This is a genomic window from Streptomyces sp. GMY02 (assembly GCF_019056675.1).
GTDB lineage: Bacteria > Actinomycetota > Actinomycetes > Streptomycetales > Streptomycetaceae > Streptomyces > Streptomyces odonnellii.
On sequence record NZ_CP077658.1, the window covers coordinates 5,723,276 to 5,743,247 of the forward strand.

The 19,972-nt window shown below is 70.2% G+C and carries 19 protein-coding genes and 1 tRNA gene; 17 read left to right on the forward strand and 3 right to left on the reverse strand.

Annotated features, from left to right (window positions below):
• Positions 1 to 97 precede the first annotated feature (97 nt).
• The 5 genes from KQY30_RS24190 (at position 98) to KQY30_RS24210 (ending at position 5,340) form a co-directional block, all read left to right on the forward strand.
• Entirely contained in the window at positions 98 to 1,330 is a 1,233-nt protein-coding gene (locus KQY30_RS24190; RefSeq protein WP_217308627.1) for a glycosyltransferase family 2 protein, read from the forward strand.
• A 125-nt stretch (positions 1,331 to 1,455) separates the two neighbouring features.
• Positions 1,456 to 2,523, forward strand: coding sequence for a glucose-1-phosphate thymidylyltransferase (locus KQY30_RS24195; RefSeq protein WP_217308628.1), 1,068 nt, complete (start codon positions 1,456 to 1,458; stop codon positions 2,521 to 2,523).
• A complete protein-coding gene (gene rfbB, locus KQY30_RS24200; protein WP_217308629.1) occupies positions 2,520 to 3,506 on the forward strand; it encodes a dTDP-glucose 4,6-dehydratase in 987 nt (328 codons plus the stop codon). The genes KQY30_RS24195 and rfbB overlap by 4 nt, the downstream gene beginning before the upstream one ends.
• Positions 3,507 to 3,526: 20 nt before the next feature.
• Positions 3,527 to 4,462: a dTDP-4-dehydrorhamnose reductase gene (rfbD, locus tag KQY30_RS24205; RefSeq protein WP_217311290.1), complete on the forward strand. Its 936-nt coding sequence runs from the start codon at positions 3,527 to 3,529 to the stop codon at positions 4,460 to 4,462.
• A gap of 83 nt (positions 4,463 to 4,545) precedes the next feature.
• Positions 4,546 to 5,340: a class I SAM-dependent methyltransferase gene (locus KQY30_RS24210; RefSeq protein ID WP_217308630.1), complete on the forward strand. Its 795-nt coding sequence runs from the start codon at positions 4,546 to 4,548 to the stop codon at positions 5,338 to 5,340.
• 97 nt (positions 5,341 to 5,437) lie between these two features.
• Here the strand turns inward: KQY30_RS24210 and rfbC are convergent, their stop codons facing one another.
• The gene (rfbC, locus tag KQY30_RS24215) at positions 5,438 to 6,037 is read right to left on the reverse strand and encodes a dTDP-4-dehydrorhamnose 3,5-epimerase (RefSeq protein WP_217308631.1); all 600 of its coding nucleotides are present in this window, start codon (positions 6,035 to 6,037) and stop codon (positions 5,438 to 5,440) included.
• Positions 6,038 to 6,142: 105 nt separating this feature from the next.
• Positions 6,143 to 8,203 (reverse strand): glycosyltransferase family 2 protein, encoded by a 2,061-nt coding sequence (locus KQY30_RS24220; RefSeq protein WP_254407305.1) that lies wholly within the window; start codon positions 8,201 to 8,203, stop codon positions 6,143 to 6,145.
• A gap of 534 nt (positions 8,204 to 8,737) precedes the next feature.
• On the opposite strand from KQY30_RS24220, the gene proB reads away from it, so the two are divergent.
• The 5 genes from proB (at position 8,738) to KQY30_RS24245 (ending at position 14,012) form a co-directional block, all read left to right on the forward strand.
• Entirely contained in the window at positions 8,738 to 9,844 is a 1,107-nt protein-coding gene (gene proB, locus KQY30_RS24225; RefSeq protein WP_217311291.1) for a glutamate 5-kinase, read from the forward strand.
• A gap of 144 nt (positions 9,845 to 9,988) precedes the next feature.
• Positions 9,989 to 10,504 carry a hypothetical protein gene (locus tag KQY30_RS24230; protein ID WP_217308633.1) on the forward strand — a complete coding sequence of 172 codons (516 nt, stop codon included), beginning with the start codon at positions 9,989 to 9,991 and terminating at the stop codon, positions 10,502 to 10,504.
• Between the two features lie 165 nt (positions 10,505 to 10,669).
• Complete coding sequence (locus KQY30_RS24235; RefSeq protein ID WP_217308634.1) at positions 10,670 to 11,953, forward strand: glutamate-5-semialdehyde dehydrogenase; 1,284 nt, start codon at positions 10,670 to 10,672, stop codon at positions 11,951 to 11,953.
• Between the two features lie 134 nt (positions 11,954 to 12,087).
• Positions 12,088 to 12,690: a hypothetical protein gene (locus KQY30_RS24240; RefSeq protein ID WP_217308635.1), complete on the forward strand. Its 603-nt coding sequence runs from the start codon at positions 12,088 to 12,090 to the stop codon at positions 12,688 to 12,690.
• A 218-nt stretch (positions 12,691 to 12,908) separates the two neighbouring features.
• Positions 12,909 to 14,012: a hypothetical protein gene (locus KQY30_RS24245; protein ID WP_217308636.1), complete on the forward strand. Its 1,104-nt coding sequence runs from the start codon at positions 12,909 to 12,911 to the stop codon at positions 14,010 to 14,012.
• Positions 14,013 to 14,068: 56 nt separating this feature from the next.
• Here the strand turns inward: KQY30_RS24245 and KQY30_RS24250 are convergent, their stop codons facing one another.
• Complete coding sequence (locus tag KQY30_RS24250; RefSeq protein ID WP_217308637.1) at positions 14,069 to 15,175, reverse strand: M48 family metallopeptidase; 1,107 nt, start codon at positions 15,173 to 15,175, stop codon at positions 14,069 to 14,071.
• Between the two features lie 177 nt (positions 15,176 to 15,352).
• Here KQY30_RS24250 and KQY30_RS24255 point away from each other — a divergent pair, with 177 nt between their 5' ends.
• The 7 genes from KQY30_RS24255 (at position 15,353) to KQY30_RS24285 (ending at position 19,897) form a co-directional block, all read left to right on the forward strand.
• Complete coding sequence (locus KQY30_RS24255) at positions 15,353 to 15,586, forward strand: hypothetical protein (RefSeq protein ID WP_217311544.1); 234 nt, start codon at positions 15,353 to 15,355, stop codon at positions 15,584 to 15,586.
• A gap of 82 nt (positions 15,587 to 15,668) precedes the next feature.
• Positions 15,669 to 15,830: a hypothetical protein gene (locus KQY30_RS24260; protein ID WP_046498562.1), complete on the forward strand. Its 162-nt coding sequence runs from the start codon at positions 15,669 to 15,671 to the stop codon at positions 15,828 to 15,830.
• 149 nt (positions 15,831 to 15,979) lie between these two features.
• Complete coding sequence (gene nadD, locus KQY30_RS24265; RefSeq protein WP_046498628.1) at positions 15,980 to 16,546, forward strand: nicotinate-nucleotide adenylyltransferase; 567 nt, start codon at positions 15,980 to 15,982, stop codon at positions 16,544 to 16,546.
• A 27-nt stretch (positions 16,547 to 16,573) separates the two neighbouring features.
• Entirely contained in the window at positions 16,574 to 18,373 is a 1,800-nt protein-coding gene (locus tag KQY30_RS24270; protein WP_217308639.1) for an LCP family protein, read from the forward strand.
• Positions 18,374 to 18,622: 249 nt separating this feature from the next.
• Complete coding sequence (rsfS, locus tag KQY30_RS24275; protein WP_046498626.1) at positions 18,623 to 19,081, forward strand: ribosome silencing factor; 459 nt, start codon at positions 18,623 to 18,625, stop codon at positions 19,079 to 19,081.
• On the forward strand, positions 19,078 to 19,731 hold the full coding sequence (locus KQY30_RS24280) for a histidine phosphatase family protein (protein ID WP_217311292.1): 654 nt from the start codon (positions 19,078 to 19,080) through the stop codon (positions 19,729 to 19,731). Before rsfS ends, KQY30_RS24280 begins: the two co-directional genes overlap by 4 nt.
• 93 nt (positions 19,732 to 19,824) lie before the next feature.
• A tRNA-Ala gene (locus tag KQY30_RS24285) sits at positions 19,825 to 19,897 on the forward strand.
• Positions 19,898 to 19,972 lie beyond the last annotated feature (75 nt).

Sequence of the window (19,972 nt, forward strand, 5' to 3'; positions counted from 1 at the left end):
CGCCCCGGCGCGCCGGACGCACGCTGTGACGCGCATCACGCATACTGACGATCGTGACAAGACAACCAACATCCGATGACGCTTGTCTTGAATTCTGATGAACGATAAGTCAGTTCCTGATGTAAGTGTGATCGTCGGGGCATATGAGGCGATGCCTTATCTGATCCGCTGTCTGGAATCGGTGGAGGCCCAGACGCTGGGCGCCGGCCGTATCGAGATCGTCGCCATCGACGACGGCTCGACCGACGGCACCGGCGAGTACCTGGAGGAGTTCGCGGCCAGGAGCGCCATCCCGACCAGGGTGGTACGGCAGGCCAATTCGGGCGGCCCCAGCGGTCCGCGCAATGTCGGCCTCGGCCTGGCCCGCGGCCGTTATGTCTTCTTCCTCGACGCCGACGACTACTTCGGCGAGGAAGCGCTGGAGCGCATGGTGGGCATGGCCGACCGCGCCGGTACGGATGTGGTTCTCGGCAAGATCGTGGGTGTGAACAGGGGGGCGCCCGGCTCCATGTGGAACCGCACGGCGGACCGCGTGGACATCTACAGCTCGCAGGTGATCTTCACCCTCAGCGCACAGAAGCTGTTCCGGCGCGAACTGCTCGAACGGCTGAATCTGCGCTTCGACGAGACTCTCAAGACCGGTGAGGACGCGCTCTTCACCATGGAGGCGTACATCCGGGGCCGGGGCGTCTCGGTGATCTCCGACTACACCTGCTACTACCTGGTCGGCCGCGACGACGGCAAGCACGTGACCAAGACCGGCGGCTACGCCCTGCGGTTCGAGGCCACGGGGGCGCTGATGGCGCTGATCGCCGATCTGGTGCCGGCCGGCCCCAAGCGTGACCGATTAATGGTCAGGCCCTTCACGGTCGGACTGATCCAGCAGTTCGGACACGGGCTGATGAAGCAGTCCGAAGCGGTCCAGCGGCACAAGATGGAGCTGGCCGCGCCCCTGATGGCCCGCCACTGGACCCCCGCGGTGGCCCGGCGCATCAAGGTCTCCGAACGGCTGCGGCTGGAGTGCGTGGCTCTCGGGCGGATCGATCTGCTCCGGGACATGCTCGCCTTCATCAGGGCCGAGGCGAAGCCGGAGGTGGTCCGCAGGGGCCGCGCCCGTACCCCGTACCTCGCCTTCCCGCACTTCGGGGACCGCGGCACGGGCCTCAAGGACGCCTCGTACGAGGTCACCGTGCCCGACTGGGTGGGCAGACCCGGTCTGGAGCGCATCGAGGCGCCCAGGACCGTACGCCGGCGGAGATCGCTGTTCTTCCGGCTGGCCAGGCGCGTACGGACCCGGGTGCGGACCCGGTACGCGGTGCCCTCGTCGTAGCGACGCAAGTGGTCCAGCAGGCCGGTCAAGGTGTACGGGGAGCGTACACGCCGGAAATCGCAGGTAAAATCGTGCCGTCGGGCGATGGCCGGACAGCACCAAAATCTCAGCATGGGATAGGGAATGTGAAGGCTCTCGTACTGTCCGGCGGGGCAGGCACCCGTCTGCGCCCCATCACGCACACGTCCGCGAAACAGCTCGTACCGGTGGCGAACAAGCCCGTGCTCTTCTACGGACTCGAAGCCATCGCGGAGGCGGGCATCACCGAGGTCGGCGTCATCGTCGGCGACACCGCGGAGGAGATCCGCGAGGCGGTCGGCGACGGCTCGCGCTTCGGCATAAAGGTCACCTACCTCCAGCAGGACGCGCCGCTCGGTCTGGCGCACGCCGTGCTGATCGCCCGCGACTTCCTCGGCGACGACGACTTCGTGATGTACCTCGGCGACAACTTCATCGTCGGAGGCATCACCGGGCTGGTGGACGGCTTCCGCCGGGAGCGGCCAGACGCCCAGATCCTGCTGACGAAGGTCCCCAACCCGACCTCCTTCGGCGTGGCCGAACTCGACGCCGCGGGACGGGTGGTGGCCCTGGAGGAGAAGCCGAAGGAGCCCAAGAGCGATCTCGCGCTCGTCGGGGTCTATCTCTTCACCCCGGCCGTCCATGAGGCCGTGCGCTCCATCGAGCCGTCCTGGCGCGGCGAGCTGGAGATCACCCACGCCATCCAGTGGCTGATCGACCAGCGGCGCGACGTCCGCTCCACGACCATCTCCGGGTACTGGAAGGACACCGGCAACGTCGCCGACATGCTGGAGGTCAACCGCTCGGTGCTGGAGACCGTCGAGCCCTGCCGCGACGGCTGGGTCGACGGGGCGACGGAGATCATAGGGCGGGTCAGGATCGAGGAGGGCGCGCGGGTCACCGGCAGCCGGATCGTCGGACCCGCGATCATCGGCGCGGGCACGGTCATCAGCGACGCCTACATCGGTCCCTTCACCTCGGTCTCCGAGGGCTGCCTGATCGAGGACAGCGAGATCGAGTACTCCATCGTCCTGCGCGGTTCGTCCCTCACCGGTGTGCGCCGGGTGGAGGCGTCGCTGATCGGGCGCGATGTCGAGATCACCCCCGCCCCCCGCAATCCGTCCGCCCACCGACTCGTCCTCGGCGACCACAGCAAGGTGCAGATCTCCTCATGACCCACAGGATCCTTGTGACCGGCGGTGCCGGTTTCATCGGCTCGCACTACGTCCGTACGGTGCTGGGCCCGCAGGGCCCCGGCGACATCGAGCTGACCGTGCTCGACAAGCTCACCTACGCGGGCAACCCGGCCAACCTCGACGAGGTCCGCGGCCACCCCGGATTCTCCTTCGTCCAGGGCGACATCTGCGATGCCGAGCTGGTCGCCAAGCTGATGGCCGAGCACGACCAGGTGGTGCACTTCGCCGCCGAGTCGCATGTGGACCGCTCCATCGACGGCGGCGCCGAGTTCGTCCGTACGAATGTGGTGGGCACCCACACCCTGATCGACGCCGCGCACCGCGCCGGGGTGAAGACCTTCGTGCACATCTCCACCGACGAGGTGTACGGCTCGATCGACGAGGGCTCCTGGCCCGAGACGCATCCGCTGGAGCCCAACTCGCCGTACTCCTCGGCCAAGGCGTCCAGCGATCTGATCGCCCTCTCGTACCACCGCACCCACGGCCTGGACGTGCGGGTGACCCGCTGCTCCAACAACTACGGGCACCACCACTTCCCCGAGAAGGTCATCCCGCTCTTCATCACCAATCTGCTGGACGGCAAGAAGGTCCCGCTGTACGGCGACGGCGGCAATGTCCGGGACTGGCTGCACATCGACGACCATGTCCAGGGCATCGAGCTGGTCCGTACGAAGGGCCGGGCCGGGCAGGTCTACAACATCGGCGGCGGTACGGAGCTGTCCAACAAGGAGCTGACCGGGCTGCTGCTGGAGGCCTGCGGAGCGGACTGGGACACCAGCGTCGAGTACGTCACCGACCGCAAGGGCCATGACCGCCGCTACAGCGTCGACTGCACCAAGATCCGTACAGAGCTGGGGTACGAGCCGCGCAAGGACTTCGCCGCCGGCCTCGCGGAGACCGTGGCGTGGTACCGCGACAACCGCGCCTGGTGGGAGCCGCTGAAGGGGCGTGCGGCGCTGTGAGCGGCCGGCCGAGTGGTCGGCTGCGCGATTGGCTCGTCACCGGCGCCGGCGGGATGCTCGGGCGCGATCTGCTGGCACGGCTCGCCGTGGCCGGGGAGCGCGCGGCCGGCCTCGACCGTACCGCTCTGGACATCACCGACCCGGGCTCGGTGCGCGCCGCCATGGAGACACACGCCCCGGCCGTGGTCGTCAACTGCGCGGCCTGGACGGCCGTGGACGACGCCGAGGCCGAGGAGACCGAGGCACTCGCGGTCAACGGCACCGGGCCGAGGGTCCTCGCGGAGGCCTGCGCGGCCTCCGGCGCGGTCCTGATCCAGGTGTCCACGGACTATGTCTTCGCTGGGGACGGCCGGACACCGTACGGCGAGTACGACCCGACGGCGCCGCGCAGCGCCTACGGCCGCACCAAGCTGGCCGGGGAGCGCGCGGTGCTCGGCGCCCTGCCGGAGACCGGTTATGTGGTCCGTACGGCCTGGCTGTACGGAGCGGGCGGCGGGAACTTCGTCCGTACGATGATCAAGCTGGAGTCCGTCAAGGACACCCTGGACGTGGTGGACGACCAGCGCGGCCAGCCCACATGGACCGCGGATCTCGCGGACCGGCTGGTACGGCTGGGGCAGGCGGCCCTCGCGGGGGCGGCGGAGCCCGGGATCTACCACGGCACCAGCGGCGGCGAGACGAGCTGGTTCGGCCTCACCCGGGAGATCTTCCGGCTGCTGGGCGCGGACCCGGAGCGGGTCCGTCCGACCACCAGTGAGGCCTTCGTACGGCCGGCGCCCAGGCCCGCGTACAGCGTGCTGGGGCATGAGCGGTGGAAGCCCCTCGGCATCGAACCGATCCGGGACTGGCGGGAGGCGCTTGAGGAGGCGTTTCCGGCGCTGGTGGCGGCGGAGCGCGGGCAGGCGACGGGCCATGGGCAGGCGGCGGGCCGCCGAATGGGTGTTACCGGCCGGTAGATGTTTACGGACAACATCTGTACCCACTAAGTTCACTGAGAATCAATCCCTACGTTGTTGATTCTCAGTGAAGGGCCCCTTACGTGGATCGCCACGGCTTCCTGCGCCAACTGCACCGTGTGTACAAACCCCGCAACTATCTGGAGATCGGGGTCAATGACGGGCGCAGCCTGGCACTGTCCCGGGTTCCGTCGGTGGCTGTCGACCCGGCGTTCCGGGTCGTCACGGACATCAGTTGCGATGTCCATCTGGTCAAGGCCACCAGTGACGACTTCTTCGCCCGCAAGGATCCTCTGATCCATCTGCGCAACGGCCGCAACCCGTTCCGCGCGCTGGCCCGCCGTGACCCGGTCAATCTCCTCGGCGGCGAGCCGAAGCTGGAGATGTCGTTCATCGACGGCATGCATCTCTTCGAGTTCGCGCTGCGGGACTTCATGAACGTCGAGAAGCACTCCCGCTGGTCCAGCGTGATCGTCCTGGACGACATGCTGCCGCGCGATGTCGACGAGGCCGCGCGTGACCGGCACACCAAGTTCTGGGCCGGCGACGTCTACAAGGTCGCGCAGGTGCTGCGGCGGTTCCGCCCCGATCTGCTGGTCGTCGATGTCGACACCGAGCCGACCGGGGTGGTGGCCATCTTCGGCGCCAACCCGGAGAGCACGGTGCTGAAGGACAAGTACGACTCGATCATTGAGGAGTACGTCGTACCGGACCCGCAGAAGGTCCCGGACGAGGTACTGGTCCGCAAGAACGCGGTACGGCCCGAGGCGCTGCTCCGGGCCGGGTTCTGGACGGGGCTGGCGCGCGCCCGCAACCTGCGGCGCTCGCGGTCGGCCTTCGCGCCGCTGCGCAAGCAGATCGAGGCGATCACCGGCTGAGACCGGCAGAGGTCTGTAATCCGTATACGGCAGGGGCCCGGACGATCCTGGATCGTCCGGGCCCCTGCCGTGTGCGCGTGCGCGTGTGTGCCTGCCGTCAGCCGCGGGCGGCCAGCTTGGCGGCGTACGCCCGGCAGTCCGCGTACAGGGGCAGCAGGCCCGAGGCCTCGGCCTCGGCGAGCGTCGGGGCCGCCGCGTCCTTGTCGGAGAGCAGCGGGGTGATGCCCTCGGGCCACTCGATCGCGAGCGCCGGGTCCAGCGGGTTGACGCCGTGCTCGCGCCCGGGGGCGTACCCCTCGGAGCAGAGATAGACGACGGTCGCGTCATCGGTCAGGGCCATGAAGGCATGGCCGAGCCCCTCGGCGAGATAGACGGCGCGGTGGTCCACATCGTCCAGCCGTACGGCCTCCCACTGCCGGTACGTCGGGGAGCCGACGCGGATGTCCACGACGACGTCCAGCACCGCGCCCCGTACACACTTCACGTACTTGGCCTGGCCGGGCGGCACATCGGCGAAGTGGATACCGCGCAGCGTGCCGAGGCTGGACACCGAGCAGTTGGCCTGGGCGAGCTGGAGGGAGTGGCCGGCCGCGCCGGTGAAGTCGGCGGCCTTGAACCACTCGTGGAAGCTGCCACGGCTGTCCGGGAAGACCTTCGGTTCCTGGACCCAGGCGCCTTCGACCGAAAGCTGCCGCATGTGATCACGTCCTTGTCGTTCTTGGTGCGGGGTGTTCGTTCTCATGGCCCGCTCGGTGCGCGGGGTGCGGGGCGGGGTGCGCGGGGCGACGCGCGCGGGGGCGGATCAGAAGCGGGACGCGAGGCGTCGTACCTTCTTCCGCGCCGAGGCGGGCAGACGCCGTACGATCGGCCCGCCCGCCGAGCGGAGCACCCGGCGCAGGGTCGCCCTGCGGCGCTGCACGGCGACCACCCGTACGAGCGCCGGGTCGGCGGCCGGCAGACCGGACTGGTCCAGCCGGATCCGGCCGCCGCTGCCCACGGGGGCCTCGCAGAGCGGCAGTTCGGGCCCCTTCGGACCGTCCAGCCGTACGGACAGCCGTACCGTCCCGGCCGGCAGGTCCGCCACGCGCGCGGGGACGGCGAGATGCGCCCGGCCGTGGTCGGGGCGGAGCGTGGCCCCCAGGGTCCTGGTGGACTCGTCCTGGCCGGTCAGCACCAGTTCGACGGCCCGGGGACCGGACTTGGTGCCGGTGAACACATCGAGGCGCAGCTCCGGACTGCCGCCGGGCATCCGCAGGACCGGTCGGTCCGCGAGATAGGTGGCCATCTTCTTGGCGCGGCCCGCGACATCGAGGGTGAGATTGCCGTACGGGTCCGTGAAGTACGGGACGACCGGGCGGGCGGGTGAACCGAGCACCGCGGGCAGGCACTTGGCGTCCACGCCCGGGTCACGGTCGGCGCCGAGCCGGGCCTTCCGTACGAGACCGAGGCCGCGCAGCGGCACCCAGACGTCCCAGAAGCCGCGGGAGACCCTGCCCCGGCCCTTGACCGCCTCGCTGGTGACATGGCCGCGGCCGCGCAGCACGACCTCGTAGCTCTCGCCCTCGATACCGGTGGCTGTGCCGGTGGCCGTGCCGTTGCCGGTGCTGGGCAGTTTCTCGATCTCGGCGCTGAAGTCGACGGGGCACGGCCACTCGACGGCCGTCTCGCGGTTGCGCAGGGAGAGTTCGCCCTTGAAGCCGTCCATGTCGTCCGTGACATCGAGGAGTTCACCGGTCGGCAGCAGCCCCTCGGTGATGTCCGGGTGCAGGAAGTACTGGCCGTCGCGACGGATCAGGCGCAGCGGCTGCTGGTCCTCGCCATGGACCAGACGGCCGGTCAGCGAGAGCGCGATCCTGCCGTCGGACTCCCAGGCGAAGTCCTCAAGCCGGGCGGCGCCCTTGACCGAGGAGGCGAAGCGGGCGATCCGCATCAGCCCCTCGCGGTCGTCGGCGCGCAGCAGGGTGGAGCGCAGCCGGGTCAGCGAGCCGAGTCCCTCGTGCACGCCGTCCGTGATGAAGTCCCGGACGAGCGGGCGGATGGCGTCGACCATCTCGTCGAGATACTCGGGGGTGAACTTCAGCACACCCGGCTCGCTCAGCCGTCCGAGCATCTCCACCCGGTAGAAGCGGCGCAGCAGCCGGTCCCGGAATTCACCCGGTTCAGTGTTGTCGACGACGACCTGGAGGACCTCACGGAGGTTGCCGTAGTAGCCGGACGGTACGAGCTTGGCCGATCCGGCGTTCTGGCCGTCGTCCCGCTTCGAGTAGTAGTAGCAGGTGTAATTCCCGAGGATCGACACCACTTTCGCCGGGAAGTACGACTGCATCATATAAAGCTGGTCTTCCAGCCGGCGCTTGCCCTCGGGGTACGCGATGCCGTTCTCGCGGAGGAACTCCGTACGGAACATCTTGTGCGGGGTGAGGCTGTCGTACAGCGGGGCGCTGGTCAGATCGCACTTCTCGCGGTTCGTCCGGAACACGCCGTGCGGGACGCCGCGGAAATTGGACGCGACCTTGCCGATCACGATGTCGGAGCCGTTGCGGTGGCCCATCTCGTACAGCCGCCGCAGGGCGTCGGAGGCGAGATGGTCGTCCTGGTCGACGAACTGGACGTACTCGCCGCGCGCTTCGGACACCCCGATGTTTCTGGGCTTTCCCGGCCAGCCGGAATTGGGGATGTGGATCACCCGGAAGTGAGGGTGTTCGTCCGCCAGTTTGTCGAGCCGGGCGGGGGAGTCGTCGGTGGAACCGTCGTCGACGAAGAGAACCTCGAAGTCGGCGGCCGGCAGCGTCTGGGCCAGCAGTGAATCGACACAGGGGTCGATGTACTTACCCGGGTTGTAAACCGGAATGACGACGCTCACTTTAACTGGCATTTACTGGTGGCCCATCTCGTGTGTGATTGCCCGGCGTGCGACACGGGGGGAAGGGGGCGCCGCCGTCGGCGGAGCGAGGGGCGCTGCCGACGGTCAGCCTATCCCCGCCCGGAGGACGATGTTTCCCTTCCGTTGTTACACCTGAAAGACAGTTGTCACCCGCATCCGGTTGTGCGGTGGCGCGGATTGATCGGTCACGGCGGGTCCACGGGGGCCGTCCCACCCACTGAAAAGGGCCGTCGTCCGGGGGCACCGCCCGCGTACGCTGACCGGACGGGAGGCCTGCCGGGCGCGGGCCTCCGGCAGCGCGCGCGGTGAGCCGGCGCGGGAGCACGCGGTGTGAGAGCAGGGGCAGAGCACGTGGCAGCGGCACGGCAGGACGCGGCGGGGCGGCCAGAGCGGCTGGAGTCGGCCGCGGCGGGGGCGGAGCCGGCGGGGCAGCCGGAACCCGGGGACCGGCCGGAGCCGGCGGGTCAGCCCGAGCCGACGGGTCGGCCCGAGCCGTCCGGGCGGGCCGGGGTGGTGGCGCGGGCCCGGCGCATCGTCGTCAAGGTCGGCTCCTCCTCGCTCACCACCGCCGCCGGAGGCCTCGACGCCGACCGCGTCGACGCCCTCGTCGATGTCCTCGCCCAGGTCAGGAAGGGCGGCGAGAAGGAGATCGTCCTGGTGTCCAGCGGCGCCATCGCCGCCGGACTCGCGCCGCTCGGCCTTGTACGCCGCCCCCGGGACCTGGCCCGCCAGCAGGCCGCGGCCAGCGTCGGCCAGGGGCTGCTCGTCGCCCGCTACACCGCCTCCTTCGCGCGGTACGGCGTACGGGTCGGGCAGGTGCTCCTCACCACGGACGACACCAGCCGCCGGGCCCACTACCGCAACGCCTACCGCACCCTGGACCAGCTCCTCGGTATGGGGGCCGTGCCCGTCGTCAACGAGAACGACACCGTTGCCACGGACGAGATCCGGTTCGGCGACAACGACCGGCTGGCCGCTCTCGTCGCCCATCTCGTACGGGCCGATCTGCTCGTCCTGCTGTCGGACGTCGACGGGCTGTACGACGGCGACCCCAGCAGGCCCGGCACCTCCCGGATCGCCGAGGTGCGCGGACCCGCCGATCTGACCGGGGTCTCCCTCGGCAGCGCGGGCAAGGCGGGCCTCGGCACCGGCGGCATGGTCACCAAGGTCGAGGCCGCCGCCATCGCCACCGCGGCCGGGGTCCCGGTCGTCCTGACCTCGGCCGGCCGGGTCGCGGACGGCCTCGCGGGACGCGACACCGGTACGTACTTCCACCGCACCGGCCGCCGCTCCGCCGGCCGGCTGCTCTGGCTCGCGCACGCCTCGGCCCCGCAGGGCGCGCTCACCCTGGATGAGGGCGCCGTACGGGCGGTCGTCCAGCGGCGCACCTCACTGCTGCCGGCCGGGATCGCCGCCGTGGAGGGCGAGTTCAGCGCCGGGGACCCGGTCGAGCTGCGGGACACCGAGGGCCGCGCCGTCGCCCGCGGGCTCGTCAACTTCGACGCGAAGGAGATCCCCCAGCTCCTCGGCCGCTCCACCCGGGATCTGGCCCGCGAACTGGGTCCGGCCTATGAGCGGGAAGTCGTACACAGGGACGATCTGGTCATCCTGCACTTGTGACCGTCCCCTGAAACGGCTGAAAGTACTGCCTTTGAACAGGGACCTTTACCAAAAGCACCCCATGCCGCGCCCGGGACTGGTCAACTTTGTCTCAGGGGTATCAGGCGGGGATCAGCACGACGACGCAGCAACAGGAGGCCGCTGGTGAGACGAGCGCGCCCGGGGGCGGCGCCCCGAGGGACCGGGGGCAGTTCCCATGCCCGCAGGGCCATGGCGCAGGAAAGGGGCCTGACCAGCGTCGAAGCGGGGGAAGACTTCGACGGAGAGCGACAGCGGGAGGCCGTATCGAGAAGGGACGCCCGCGGGGAGGGCCGGGCGGTGTCGAAACTGTGGCACATCACGCTCAGCGTCTCGGGTGCCGAGGCTCCGCTGACGGAGGTCCGGCGTGGCTTGGAACAGTTGGCCCACGACCATCCGTTTCTGCTCACGAGCCGGTACGCCAACGACCACGCGGAAATCCGTTACTGGGAGGAGGCCCGGGATCTGCACGACGCCGCCGCGGTGGCGCTGCGGCTCTGGGGCGAGCACCGGTCGAGCGCGAAGCTGCCGCCGTGGGAGATCGTCGGCCTCGAGGTCATCGACCGCGAGACCTACCACTTGCGGATCGCGGAGGGATACGGCCCGCCCCCGGCGGCTCCGGTGGGCGTCCATCCGTTCTGACCCCTGCTCCGGCCTCTCGCGCGGCCTGACCTCGTGCGGGGCCGTCCGATCCGGCCCGGTGCCGGGTTCCGGTGCCCGCGCGCGAGGGCCGGAAGCGCTTTCGGAAGTGTCTCGGAGTACGGAATACGAGCGGAATGCCCGCAGGAGGCGCACTACCCTGCGGGCATGACCTCGCTTTCGCCGTACGACAACCTCTCCCCGGTCACCAGGGCCGCCTACCGGTCCCGCGCGGCGGCCGCCGACCTCGCGCCGCTGCCGCGCGCGGCCAAGGACGACGCACTGCTGGCGATCGCGGACGCGCTGGAGGTCCGTACGCACGAGATCGTCACGGCCAACGCCGAGGACGTCGGCCGCGCCCGGGAGGCCGGGACCAGCGAGGCGGTCATCGACCGGCTGACCCTGACCCCCGAACGGGTACGGGCCATCGCCGCGGACGTACGGGACGTGGCGGCGCTGCCCGACCCGGTCGGCGAGGTCGTCCGCGGCTCGACGCTGCCGAACGGGATCGATCTGCGCCAGGTCCGGGTGCCGCTCGGCGTGGTCGGGATCATCTACGAGGCCCGCCCCAATGTCACCGTCGACGCCGCCGCGCTCTGCCTGAAATCGGGCAACGCCGTCCTGCTGCGGGGCTCGTCCTCCGCACGCTCCTCGAACACCGCGCTCGTCCGGGTGCTGCGCGACGCCGTCGGCGGCGCCGGACTGCCCGCGGACGCCGTCCAGCTCGTACCGGGCGAGGGCCGGGAGTCCGTGCAGGAGCTGATGCGGGCCCGCGGACTCGTCGACGTACTGATCCCGCGCGGCGGCGCCTCCCTGATCCGTACGGTCGTCGAGGGGTCCAGCGTGCCCGTCATCGAGACCGGCACCGGCAACTGCCATGTGTATGTCGACGCCGAGACCGATCTGGACATGGCCGTCGAGATCCTGATCAACTCCAAGGCGCAGCGGCCCAGTGTCTGCAACGCCGCCGAGACGCTTCTCGTGCACCAGGACATCGCGGCGGCGTTCCTGCCGCGCGCGCTGGACGCGCTCGCCGACGCCGGGGTGACCGTGCACGCCGACGAGCGGGTGCTGGCGTACGCGGAGGGGTCCAAGGCGCGGGTCGTGGCGGCCACCGCGGAGGACTGGGAGACCGAGTACCTCTCGTACGACATCGCCGCCGCGGTGGTGGACTCGCTGGACGCGGCCGTCGCGCACATCCGGCTCTGGTCGTCCGGCCATACGGAGGCGATCGTCACCACCTCGCAGGCCGCCGCCCGGCAATTCACCCGGCTGGTCGATTCCACGACGGTCGCTGTGAACGCGTCCACGCGGTTCACGGACGGCGGCCAGTTCGGCTTCGGCGCCGAGATCGGGATCTCCACGCAGAAGCTGCACGCGAGGGGCCCGATGGGGCTGCCCGAGCTGACGTCGACCAAGTACATCGTCACCGGCGACGGCCACATCCGGTAGGCGCGCGCCCGGTCGCCGGGGCCGGTGGGGCCGCGGTGACCGGGCGGGGCGCGTGTGGTGAACGGAGCCGGGAGAGTCCGGGAGAGTTCGGACTCGGTCTGCCCAAAACGGCGGCCCAGGTCTACTCTGAAGAGGTGCCGGACGACGTGGGGGGCAGGCCGTTCCCGGACGGCCGGGAGCCCGACGACGACCGCGGAGGCTCGGACGAGGAGTTCGCCTCCGTGGTGTTCGACGAGGACTTCGTCCGGTCGGCACCCGTCCATGAACCCTCAGCCGTCGAGCGGCTGCTCGCCGCCGCCCAGGCGCGCGCGGAGGCCGAGGCGGCCCGCGCGAGGGCCGGCGGAGGACCGCCCGAGGACGAGCTGTACGAGGAGCTGTACGGCCGGGACGGCGTGTACGGCGGTGAGTACCCGTACGACGGCGAGTACGACCCCGACGACCCGGACGGCTTCTCGGGCCCGTACGGACGCCATGGCGGCGCTCTGCGCCCGTACCGCGGCAGCGCCCGCTGGCACCGGCCGGTCGCCTGGCTGCTCGCGCTGCTGATGGGCGTCGGGATGGTCGCGCTGGCCTTCACAGCCGTCTACCGGGGCGCCTCCAGCAGCCGCGACGACCAGGTGCCGCAGCCCGCCAGCAGCGGGATCGACAAGCCGGGTCCGGTCGGGCCCAGTGTCTCGGTGCCGGTCTCGGCGGTCCCCTCGGCGCCCCTGCTCTCCGCGGTTCCGCACACGCCCTGAGGTTCCGCATACGCCCTGAGCGTCCGCGCGACAGGTTCCGCATGCCTGCGCGACCGGGCCCGTGTCCCCTTCGGGAACACCGTTGGAATCCGGCCGGAAACCCGGCTGAAATTCCTTTGGATTTCCGGGTTTTCACCCGAACGGCGGAACGCGCCCGTACCGGCACTTGACTCGCGGCCGAGCGTTTACGATCGCCCGCGCCGACCTACCCTGAAGGTATGGCAGGGCGTGGAGACCCACCCGAAGGGGAACCTGAGGGGCTCCCCGGCGGAGGTGACGACGAGTACGGGTCCGTCGATTTCGACGAGTCGTTCATCCGAGCTGCCCGGCTCCGTGAGGCCTCCGCCAAGGAGCGGATGAGGGACCACAGCCATGCCGTACGGCGGGTTCCGCCGCCCCCGCCGAGAAGGCGGTTCAGACGTTCCGGATTCCGGAACGGCCCCAAGCGGCTGCTCCTCCTCCTGCTGGTGATCGTCCTGGCCTTCGGCTCCGCGATCTATCTCGGTCTGCGCAATCCGTACCGGCCCATCACGGCGGGCACCGTGCCGCAGGCGCGGATGGCGGTGGTGCCGCTGGCCCCGCGCGACCGGGTACCGGGCGGGGCGCCCGACGATCTCTTCGCGCACAGTCCGGCGGCGCAGTTCCGGGAGGGGGCGGCCGGGGTCGCGCTGCCCGCGGCCCGGGACACCGGGGACTTCTCCGAGGGCCAGGTGATGGCCGCACTGACCACCGTCAAGGACTATCTCGTGGCGTCCTCGATGGACCCGGACGTCCTCGCGGGCCATACGGTACGGCCGGTGCGGGTGCTGCTCGACCCCGACCAGCTTCCCCAGTTCGACCGCAGCTTCTCCGCGCCCGCCAACGACGGCAGGCACTCCCCGGCGGGCTGGCTCGTACGGTTCGACCCGGCGAAGGCCGTACCGGCGGGCAGCGAGGTGCGCGCACACGGGACGCTGCGGTACGAGCAGACCTCGGCCGGGACGCTGGAGGTGGTCTCGGAGCATGTCTTCGTGTACGCGCTGAGACCGGCTGCCTCCGCCGCCCGGCCGGTGCGGGACGCGTCGCTGTTCACCGTACGGCGCGAGATGCGGTTCCGGTTCGATGTGGAGGACCTGCTGAAGCACCGTACGGAGGTGCTGAGCAGCGATGTGCTCGCGGGCCCGCAGGCCTGCTCGGCGGAGGCTCCGGCGACGCTGCGGCCGCTGCTCGCGGGGGAGCGGGCCAAGCCGGACGATCCGGCGGGCACGGACCCGTACGCCACGGGCCCGGCCGATACGGCACTGTGCGGCACCCTGGCCGGCACGGCCCAGCCGAACCCGTGACGTGAGAAGAAGCCCGTCCGGCGCTTGAGGACGAAACCGGCACCGGGCCGCGCCCGCTACTTCTTCTCGTCGCCGCCGGACTCGTTGCCGCCGCCGCCACCGCCACCGCCCGTGAAGACGTCCCGCAGCTTTCCGCCGAGATCCCCCGCGCCGCCCGCGATGTCGCCCACCAGCTTCATCAGCGGGTCCTTGCTCCCGCGCACCGTGTCCGCGTAGTGCGCGGCCGAGTCGCGGAAGGAGTCCGTGACCGAGGTGTCCTTGTCCTCCTCGCGGCGCGGATAGTGACCGTCCATGATCCGCTGGTAGTCGCGGCTCTCCGCCCACTTCTTCAGCTCGGCGGCCCGCACGGTGGTGAAGGGGTGCGTACGCGGCAGTACGTTCAGGATCTTGAGCACCGAGTCGCGCAGATCGCCGGCCGCCTCGTACTCCTCGGCCTGCGCCAGGAACGCGTCCACGTTCATCTCGTGCAGATGGTTGCCCCCGGCGATCTTCATTAGCCCGCGCATCGAGGCCCGTACGTCCTGCCCGACCAGCAGCCCGGCCCGGTCCGCCGACAGCTCGGACTTGCGGAACCACTCCCGCAGCGCCGTGACGATCGCCATGATCGCGACATTGCCCAGCGGGATCCAGGCGACCTTGAGGGCCAGATTGGTCAGGAACAGCAGGATCGTGCGGTAGACGGAGTGACCGGAGAGGGCATGCCCCACCTCATGTCCGACGACCGCCCGCATCTCCTCCTCGTCGAGCAGCTCCACCAGCCCGGTGGTGACCACGATGATCGGCTCGTCCAGGCCGATGCACATCGCGTTGGGCTTGGGGTCCTGTGCCACATACATGGCCGGGACCTTCTCCAGGTCCAGGATGTAACAGGCGTCCCGCAGCATGGCGTGCAGATGCGCGAACTGCGCGTCGCTCACCCGCACCGAGTCGGAGAGGAAGAGGAGCCGCAGGCTCCGCTCCGGCAGCAGCGCGCTCATCGCCTTGAACACGGTGTCGAACCCGCTGAGCTTGCGCAGCGCCACCAGCGCCGAGCGGTCCGCGGGGTGTTCGTAGGCCCGCGAGGAGATACCGGGGAAGCGCTTGCGCTGCCTGCTCGGCACGTTCTTGTGGAGTGCGTCCCGGTGGAGTTCGTCCCGCTCGCGGTTGTCTTCGGCTTCGGTCATGGATGTCCCCGCTTCCTGCTTCCTACGAGTCCAAGGCTCGTCCCCCTGACCCGATCCAGCCTATGGGGTGGGTCTACCGTGTGGAGGGGGGCCGCGGCCGCGATTCCCGGGGAGCGCCCACGGGCGCCGGCCGGAACGACCGGGGCGTGCCACCGACCACCGAGGAGCGCAACCGCCATGCCGGACACCGCCACACTGCTCGCCGCCACCCGTCTCGCCGCGGCCACCGACGGGCAGGGACCCGGCGATACGCTGCGGATCGTGCTCGCCGTCTCGATGGTGGGAGCCGTCTTCCTCGCATGGTTCCTGCTGCGCGGATACCGCGACAACGGATCCGCGGAAGGCCCTGAGGAGCCCGGAAAGGGCCCTGAGAACCACGAGGACCGGGTCGCCGGGAACCACAAGGACTGAGTCGGCGTGAGCGTGCCCGCGGGCCCCGCATACGATGTGCGCGAAGTCTCCGCTACGACACGATGGATAGGGCCTGCTGAAGATGAGCCTCAACGGCACCGCCGCCAACCTGGTCATGCTCGCCGAGGGCGCCGAACAGGGCGGTAACCACGAAAGCCTCAGCCCGTACCTCATCGGCGGCGGGGCGCTGTTCGGGCTGCTTCTGCTGCTGTGGATCACCACCCGGTTCAACCGCGACCGCTGACCCCGGCCCGTAACCCGGTGCAAGTAGGCTCTGCACGCATGGGAGAGCAGCGAGCGTCCGCCGGCACCGGTACCGGCCACGCGACCGGACCCGGAGCCGGCTCCGGCCTGGGCCGGCCCGAGGGCCGGGCCAGGCGCCGACTGGGTGTGATGGGCGGGACCTTCGACCCGATCCACCACGGGCACCTGGTGGCGGCCAGTGAGGTGGCGGCGCTGTTCCATCTCGACGAGGTGGTGTTCGTGCCGACCGGGCAGCCGTGGCAGAAGACCCAGCGCGCGGTGTCCCCGGCCGAGGACCGCTATCTGATGACGGTCATCGCCACGGCGTCCAATCCGCAGTTCTCGGTCAGCCGCAGCGACATCGACCGCGGCGGCCCGACCTATACGATCGACACGCTGCGGGACCTGCGGTCCCTGCACGGTGACGCGGATCTCTTCTTCATCACCGGGGCCGACGCGCTCTCCCAGATCCTGAGCTGGCGGAATCACGAAGAGCTGTTCTCGCTCGCCCACTTCATCGGTGTCACGCGGCCGGGGCACGATCTGTCGGCCGACGGACTGCCGAAGGGCGGGGTGTCCCTGGTGGAGATCCCGGCGCTGGCGATCTCGTCGACCGACTGCCGGGAGAGGGTCGCGAAGGGCGATCCTGTCTGGTACTTGGTGCCCGACGGTGTGGTGCGCTACATCGACAAACGGCAGTTGTACCGCGGCGCATGAGCGACTGAGCCACGGAGAGGGGCACCGGTGAACGACCAGCAGCAGCCGTACGATCCGTACGACCCGTATTACACGCAGCCCCAGCTCGTCGGGTACGACGAGTACGGGCAGCCGGTGTACCAGCAGCCGCAACAGCCCCAACAGCAGCAGGGGTACGGATACGACCCGTACGCCCAGCAGCAGCCGCAGCAGTCCCAGCACCCTCAACAGCCGCAGCCCCAGGGGCAGTACGACCCCTATGCGCAGCAGCATCAACCCCAGCAGCAACAGCAGCCCCAACAGCAGCAGGGGTACGACGGGTACGGGTACGGCTACGACACGGGGCAGCAGCAGGCGTACGAGACGGGCCGGCAGCCCCCCGTGGCGGTCGACACCACGCAGCAGTGGAGCATCCCGCACCAGCAGCAGGCTCCGCAGACCGGGCACCAACAGCCTTCCGCGGGCGGGACGGTGGAGGAGCCGGACGCCGCCGGACCGGCCGCCGGACAGCCGTCCGTACCCGGGCAACGCCGCTCAGGCGCGCAGGACCACGACGGGGCCCAGGACGGCGAGGGCGGGCAGGACCGCGACTACCGGACCGAGCAGTTCTCCTTCATCGAGGAGCCGGACGAGAACTCGCAGGACGTCATCGACTGGCTCAAGTTCACCGAGAGCCGCTCCGAGCGGCGCGAGGAGGCCCGGCGCCGGGGCCGTAACCGGGTGGTGGCGCTGATCGTCGTCCTCGCGCTGGCGCTCGTCGGAGGTGTCGGCTACCTCTGGTACGCGGGCAAGCTGCCCGGGCTGTCCGCGGCGGAGGAGAAGAAGGCCACCGCCACCGGACCGCAGAAGCGCGATGTGATCGTGGTGCATCTCCACAACACCAAGCAGAAGGGCACCTCCACGGCCCTGCTGGTCAACAACTCCACGACCGGCCGGGGCACGACCGTACTGCTGCCCAACTCCCTCGCGGTCGCCAATGACGACGGCACCTCCACCACGCTCGGCAAGTCCGTGGACGAGGACGGCTCGGACGGCACCCGCGAGGCCATCGGGACCCTGCTCGGCACCAAGATCACCGGCACCTGGCGGCTGGACACCCCGTATCTGGACAATCTCGTCGAGCTGGTCGGCACCATCGATCTGACCACCGACACCGAGGTGCCCGGCGCGAAGCAGGGCGACCCGCCGGTGGTGAAGAAGGGCGCGGACCAGACACTCAACGGGCGGACGGCCGTCGCGTACGCCACCTACCGCGGTCCTGGCGAGCCGGAGACGAAGCAGCTCCAGCGGTTCGGGCAGGTGCTCCAGGGCGTGCTGCGGAAGATGTCGGACGATCCGCAGGCCGCGACGATCACCGTCGAGACGCTGGCGCAGATCCTCGACCCGTCACTGCCCGAGAAGGATCTCGGAGCCTCGCTCGCGAAGCTCGCCGAGCACGCCAAGGTCGGTGACTACACGACGACGGTCCTGCCCGTGCAGGCGGACGGCACGCTCAGCGACGAGGCCGCGAACGGTGTGGTCAAGGACATCCTCGGCGGCTCGGTCAGCGCGCCGGAGAAGGGCACCGCCGTACGGGTCGGGGTGAAGAACGCGAGCGGGAACGAGGACGCGGCGGAGTCCGCCCGGATCGCCCTGGTCAACGGCGGCTATGGCTTCGTGGACGCCGGTAACGGTTCCGCGCTGACGTCCTCGCAGGTCAGCTATGGCGACGAGGCGAACAAGCCGCAGGCGGTGGAGGTCGCCAAGACGCTGGGCCTTCCGACGAGCGCGGTGAAGAAGGGCACCCCCGCCCCGAACGCCGATGTCTCGGTGGTGCTGGGCGAGGACTACAAGGTGAGCATCGAGTAGCGCGCCCGAGCGCTCCGGCCGGGACCCCCGCGGCGGTCCCGGCCGGAGCGCTCGGTGCGGGCTCTTGGAACGGGACCCGGGGCTCGGCCTCGGCGTGGGGCCTTGGAGCCTCGGCGTGGGGCCTTGGATCAGGGCCCTGGACCGGAGCCCCGGTGCGGGCCTTGGAGAGGGCCCCGTTTATGGCTGTGCCGGGGAGCGGTGGGGCGTGAGATCCTGGATGTCGCCCCAACCGTCGACGAAAGCCTGCTTGTGACCGCTACTGATCGTTCCATCCAGCTTGTGAACGCCGCCGCACAGGCGGCCGCCGACCGGCTCGCGCACGACATCATCGCGTACGACGTCAGCGATGTGCTGTCGATCACCGATGCCTTCGTCCTCGCCTCCGCGCCCAACGACCGCCAGGTCAAGTCGATCGTCGACGAGATCGAGGAGCGGCTCCAGAAGGAGCTGGGCGCCAAGCCGGTGCGCCGCGAGGGAGACCGCGACGCCCGCTGGATCCTTCTCGACTATGTCGACATCGTCGTGCATGTGCAGCACAGCGAGGAGCGTGTCTTCTACGCCCTGGAGCGGCTGTGGAAGGACTGCCCCGAGCTGGATCTGCCCGAGGACGCCGTCAAGACCCGTGGCAAGGCCGCCGAGCACGCCGGGGTCGCCGGCGCGGCCGGAGCCGCCGGGTCCGGCGGTACGACGGACGGTGAGCTGCGCTGAACGGCGGCAGGAGCGGCCGTGGCCGCCGCGTCATCCTGTGGCGGCACGGCCAGACGTCCTGGAACCTGGAGCGCCGCTTCCAGGGTTCCACCGATATCGAACTGAGCCCCACGGGCACTGCCCAGGCCCGCCGGGCGGCCCGGCTGCTGGCCTCGCTGAAGCCCGACGCGATCATCGCGTCCGACCTCAGACGGGCCACCGCCACCGCCGCCGAGCTGGCCTCGCTCACCCGGCTCGACGTCTCGTACGACTCGGCCCTGCGCGAGACCTTCGCGGGCGCCTGGCAGGGCCTGACCCATGAGGAGATCGTCGAGCGCTTCGGCGAGCAGTACGCGGCGTGGAAGCGCGGCGAGCCGGTACGGCGAGGCGGCGGCGAACTGGAGACCGAGGTCGCCGACCGTGCCGCGCCCGTGGTGCTGCACCACGCCGAGAAGCTGCCCGACGACGGCACGCTCGTCGTGGTCAGCCACGGCGGCACCATCCGCACCACGATCGGCCGGCTGCTCGGGCTGGAGGCGCACCACTGGGAGGGGCTCGGCGGGCTCTCGAACTGCTGCTGGTCGATCCTGGGCGAGGGCGCGCGCGGCTGGCGGCTGCTGGAGCACAACGCGGGAACCCTGCCGGAACCGGTCCTCGGCGACGACGACTGAGCGGCTCGGGGCGGCGGTCCGCCGGATTTCACTTTCCGGCAGGTCGCAGGCTAAGGTTCTTCTTGTTCACGGCGCGGAGCGCGGAGAACGCAAGGGGCTATAGCTCAGTTGGTAGAGCGCCTGCATGGCATGCAGGAGGTCAGGAGTTCAATTCTCCTTAGCTCCACAAGATCGAGGGCGGAGTGTACTCGCGGGCAGTGCGAGTCTCTTCGCCCTTCGTCATTCTCGGGCACATCTCGCC

Coding starts and splice junctions, on each gene's coding strand:
- KQY30_RS24190 (WP_217308627.1), top strand. CDS start 98: ATGAACGATAAGTCAGTTCCTGATGTAAGTGTGATCGTCGGGGCATAT.
- rfbB (WP_217308629.1), top strand. CDS start 2,520: ATGACCCACAGGATCCTTGTGACCGGCGGTGCCGGTTTCATCGGCTCG.
- rfbC (WP_217308631.1), bottom strand. CDS start 6,037: ATGCGGCAGCTTTCGGTCGAAGGCGCCTGGGTCCAGGAACCGAAGGTC.
- KQY30_RS24235 (WP_217308634.1), top strand. CDS start 10,670: ATGACCTCGCTTTCGCCGTACGACAACCTCTCCCCGGTCACCAGGGCC.
- KQY30_RS24245 (WP_217308636.1), top strand. CDS start 12,909: ATGGCAGGGCGTGGAGACCCACCCGAAGGGGAACCTGAGGGGCTCCCC.
- KQY30_RS24250 (WP_217308637.1), bottom strand. CDS start 15,175: ATGACCGAAGCCGAAGACAACCGCGAGCGGGACGAACTCCACCGGGAC.
- KQY30_RS24255 (WP_217311544.1), top strand. CDS start 15,353: ATGCCGGACACCGCCACACTGCTCGCCGCCACCCGTCTCGCCGCGGCC.
- KQY30_RS24260 (WP_046498562.1), top strand. CDS start 15,669: ATGAGCCTCAACGGCACCGCCGCCAACCTGGTCATGCTCGCCGAGGGC.
- nadD (WP_046498628.1), top strand. CDS start 15,980: ATGGGCGGGACCTTCGACCCGATCCACCACGGGCACCTGGTGGCGGCC.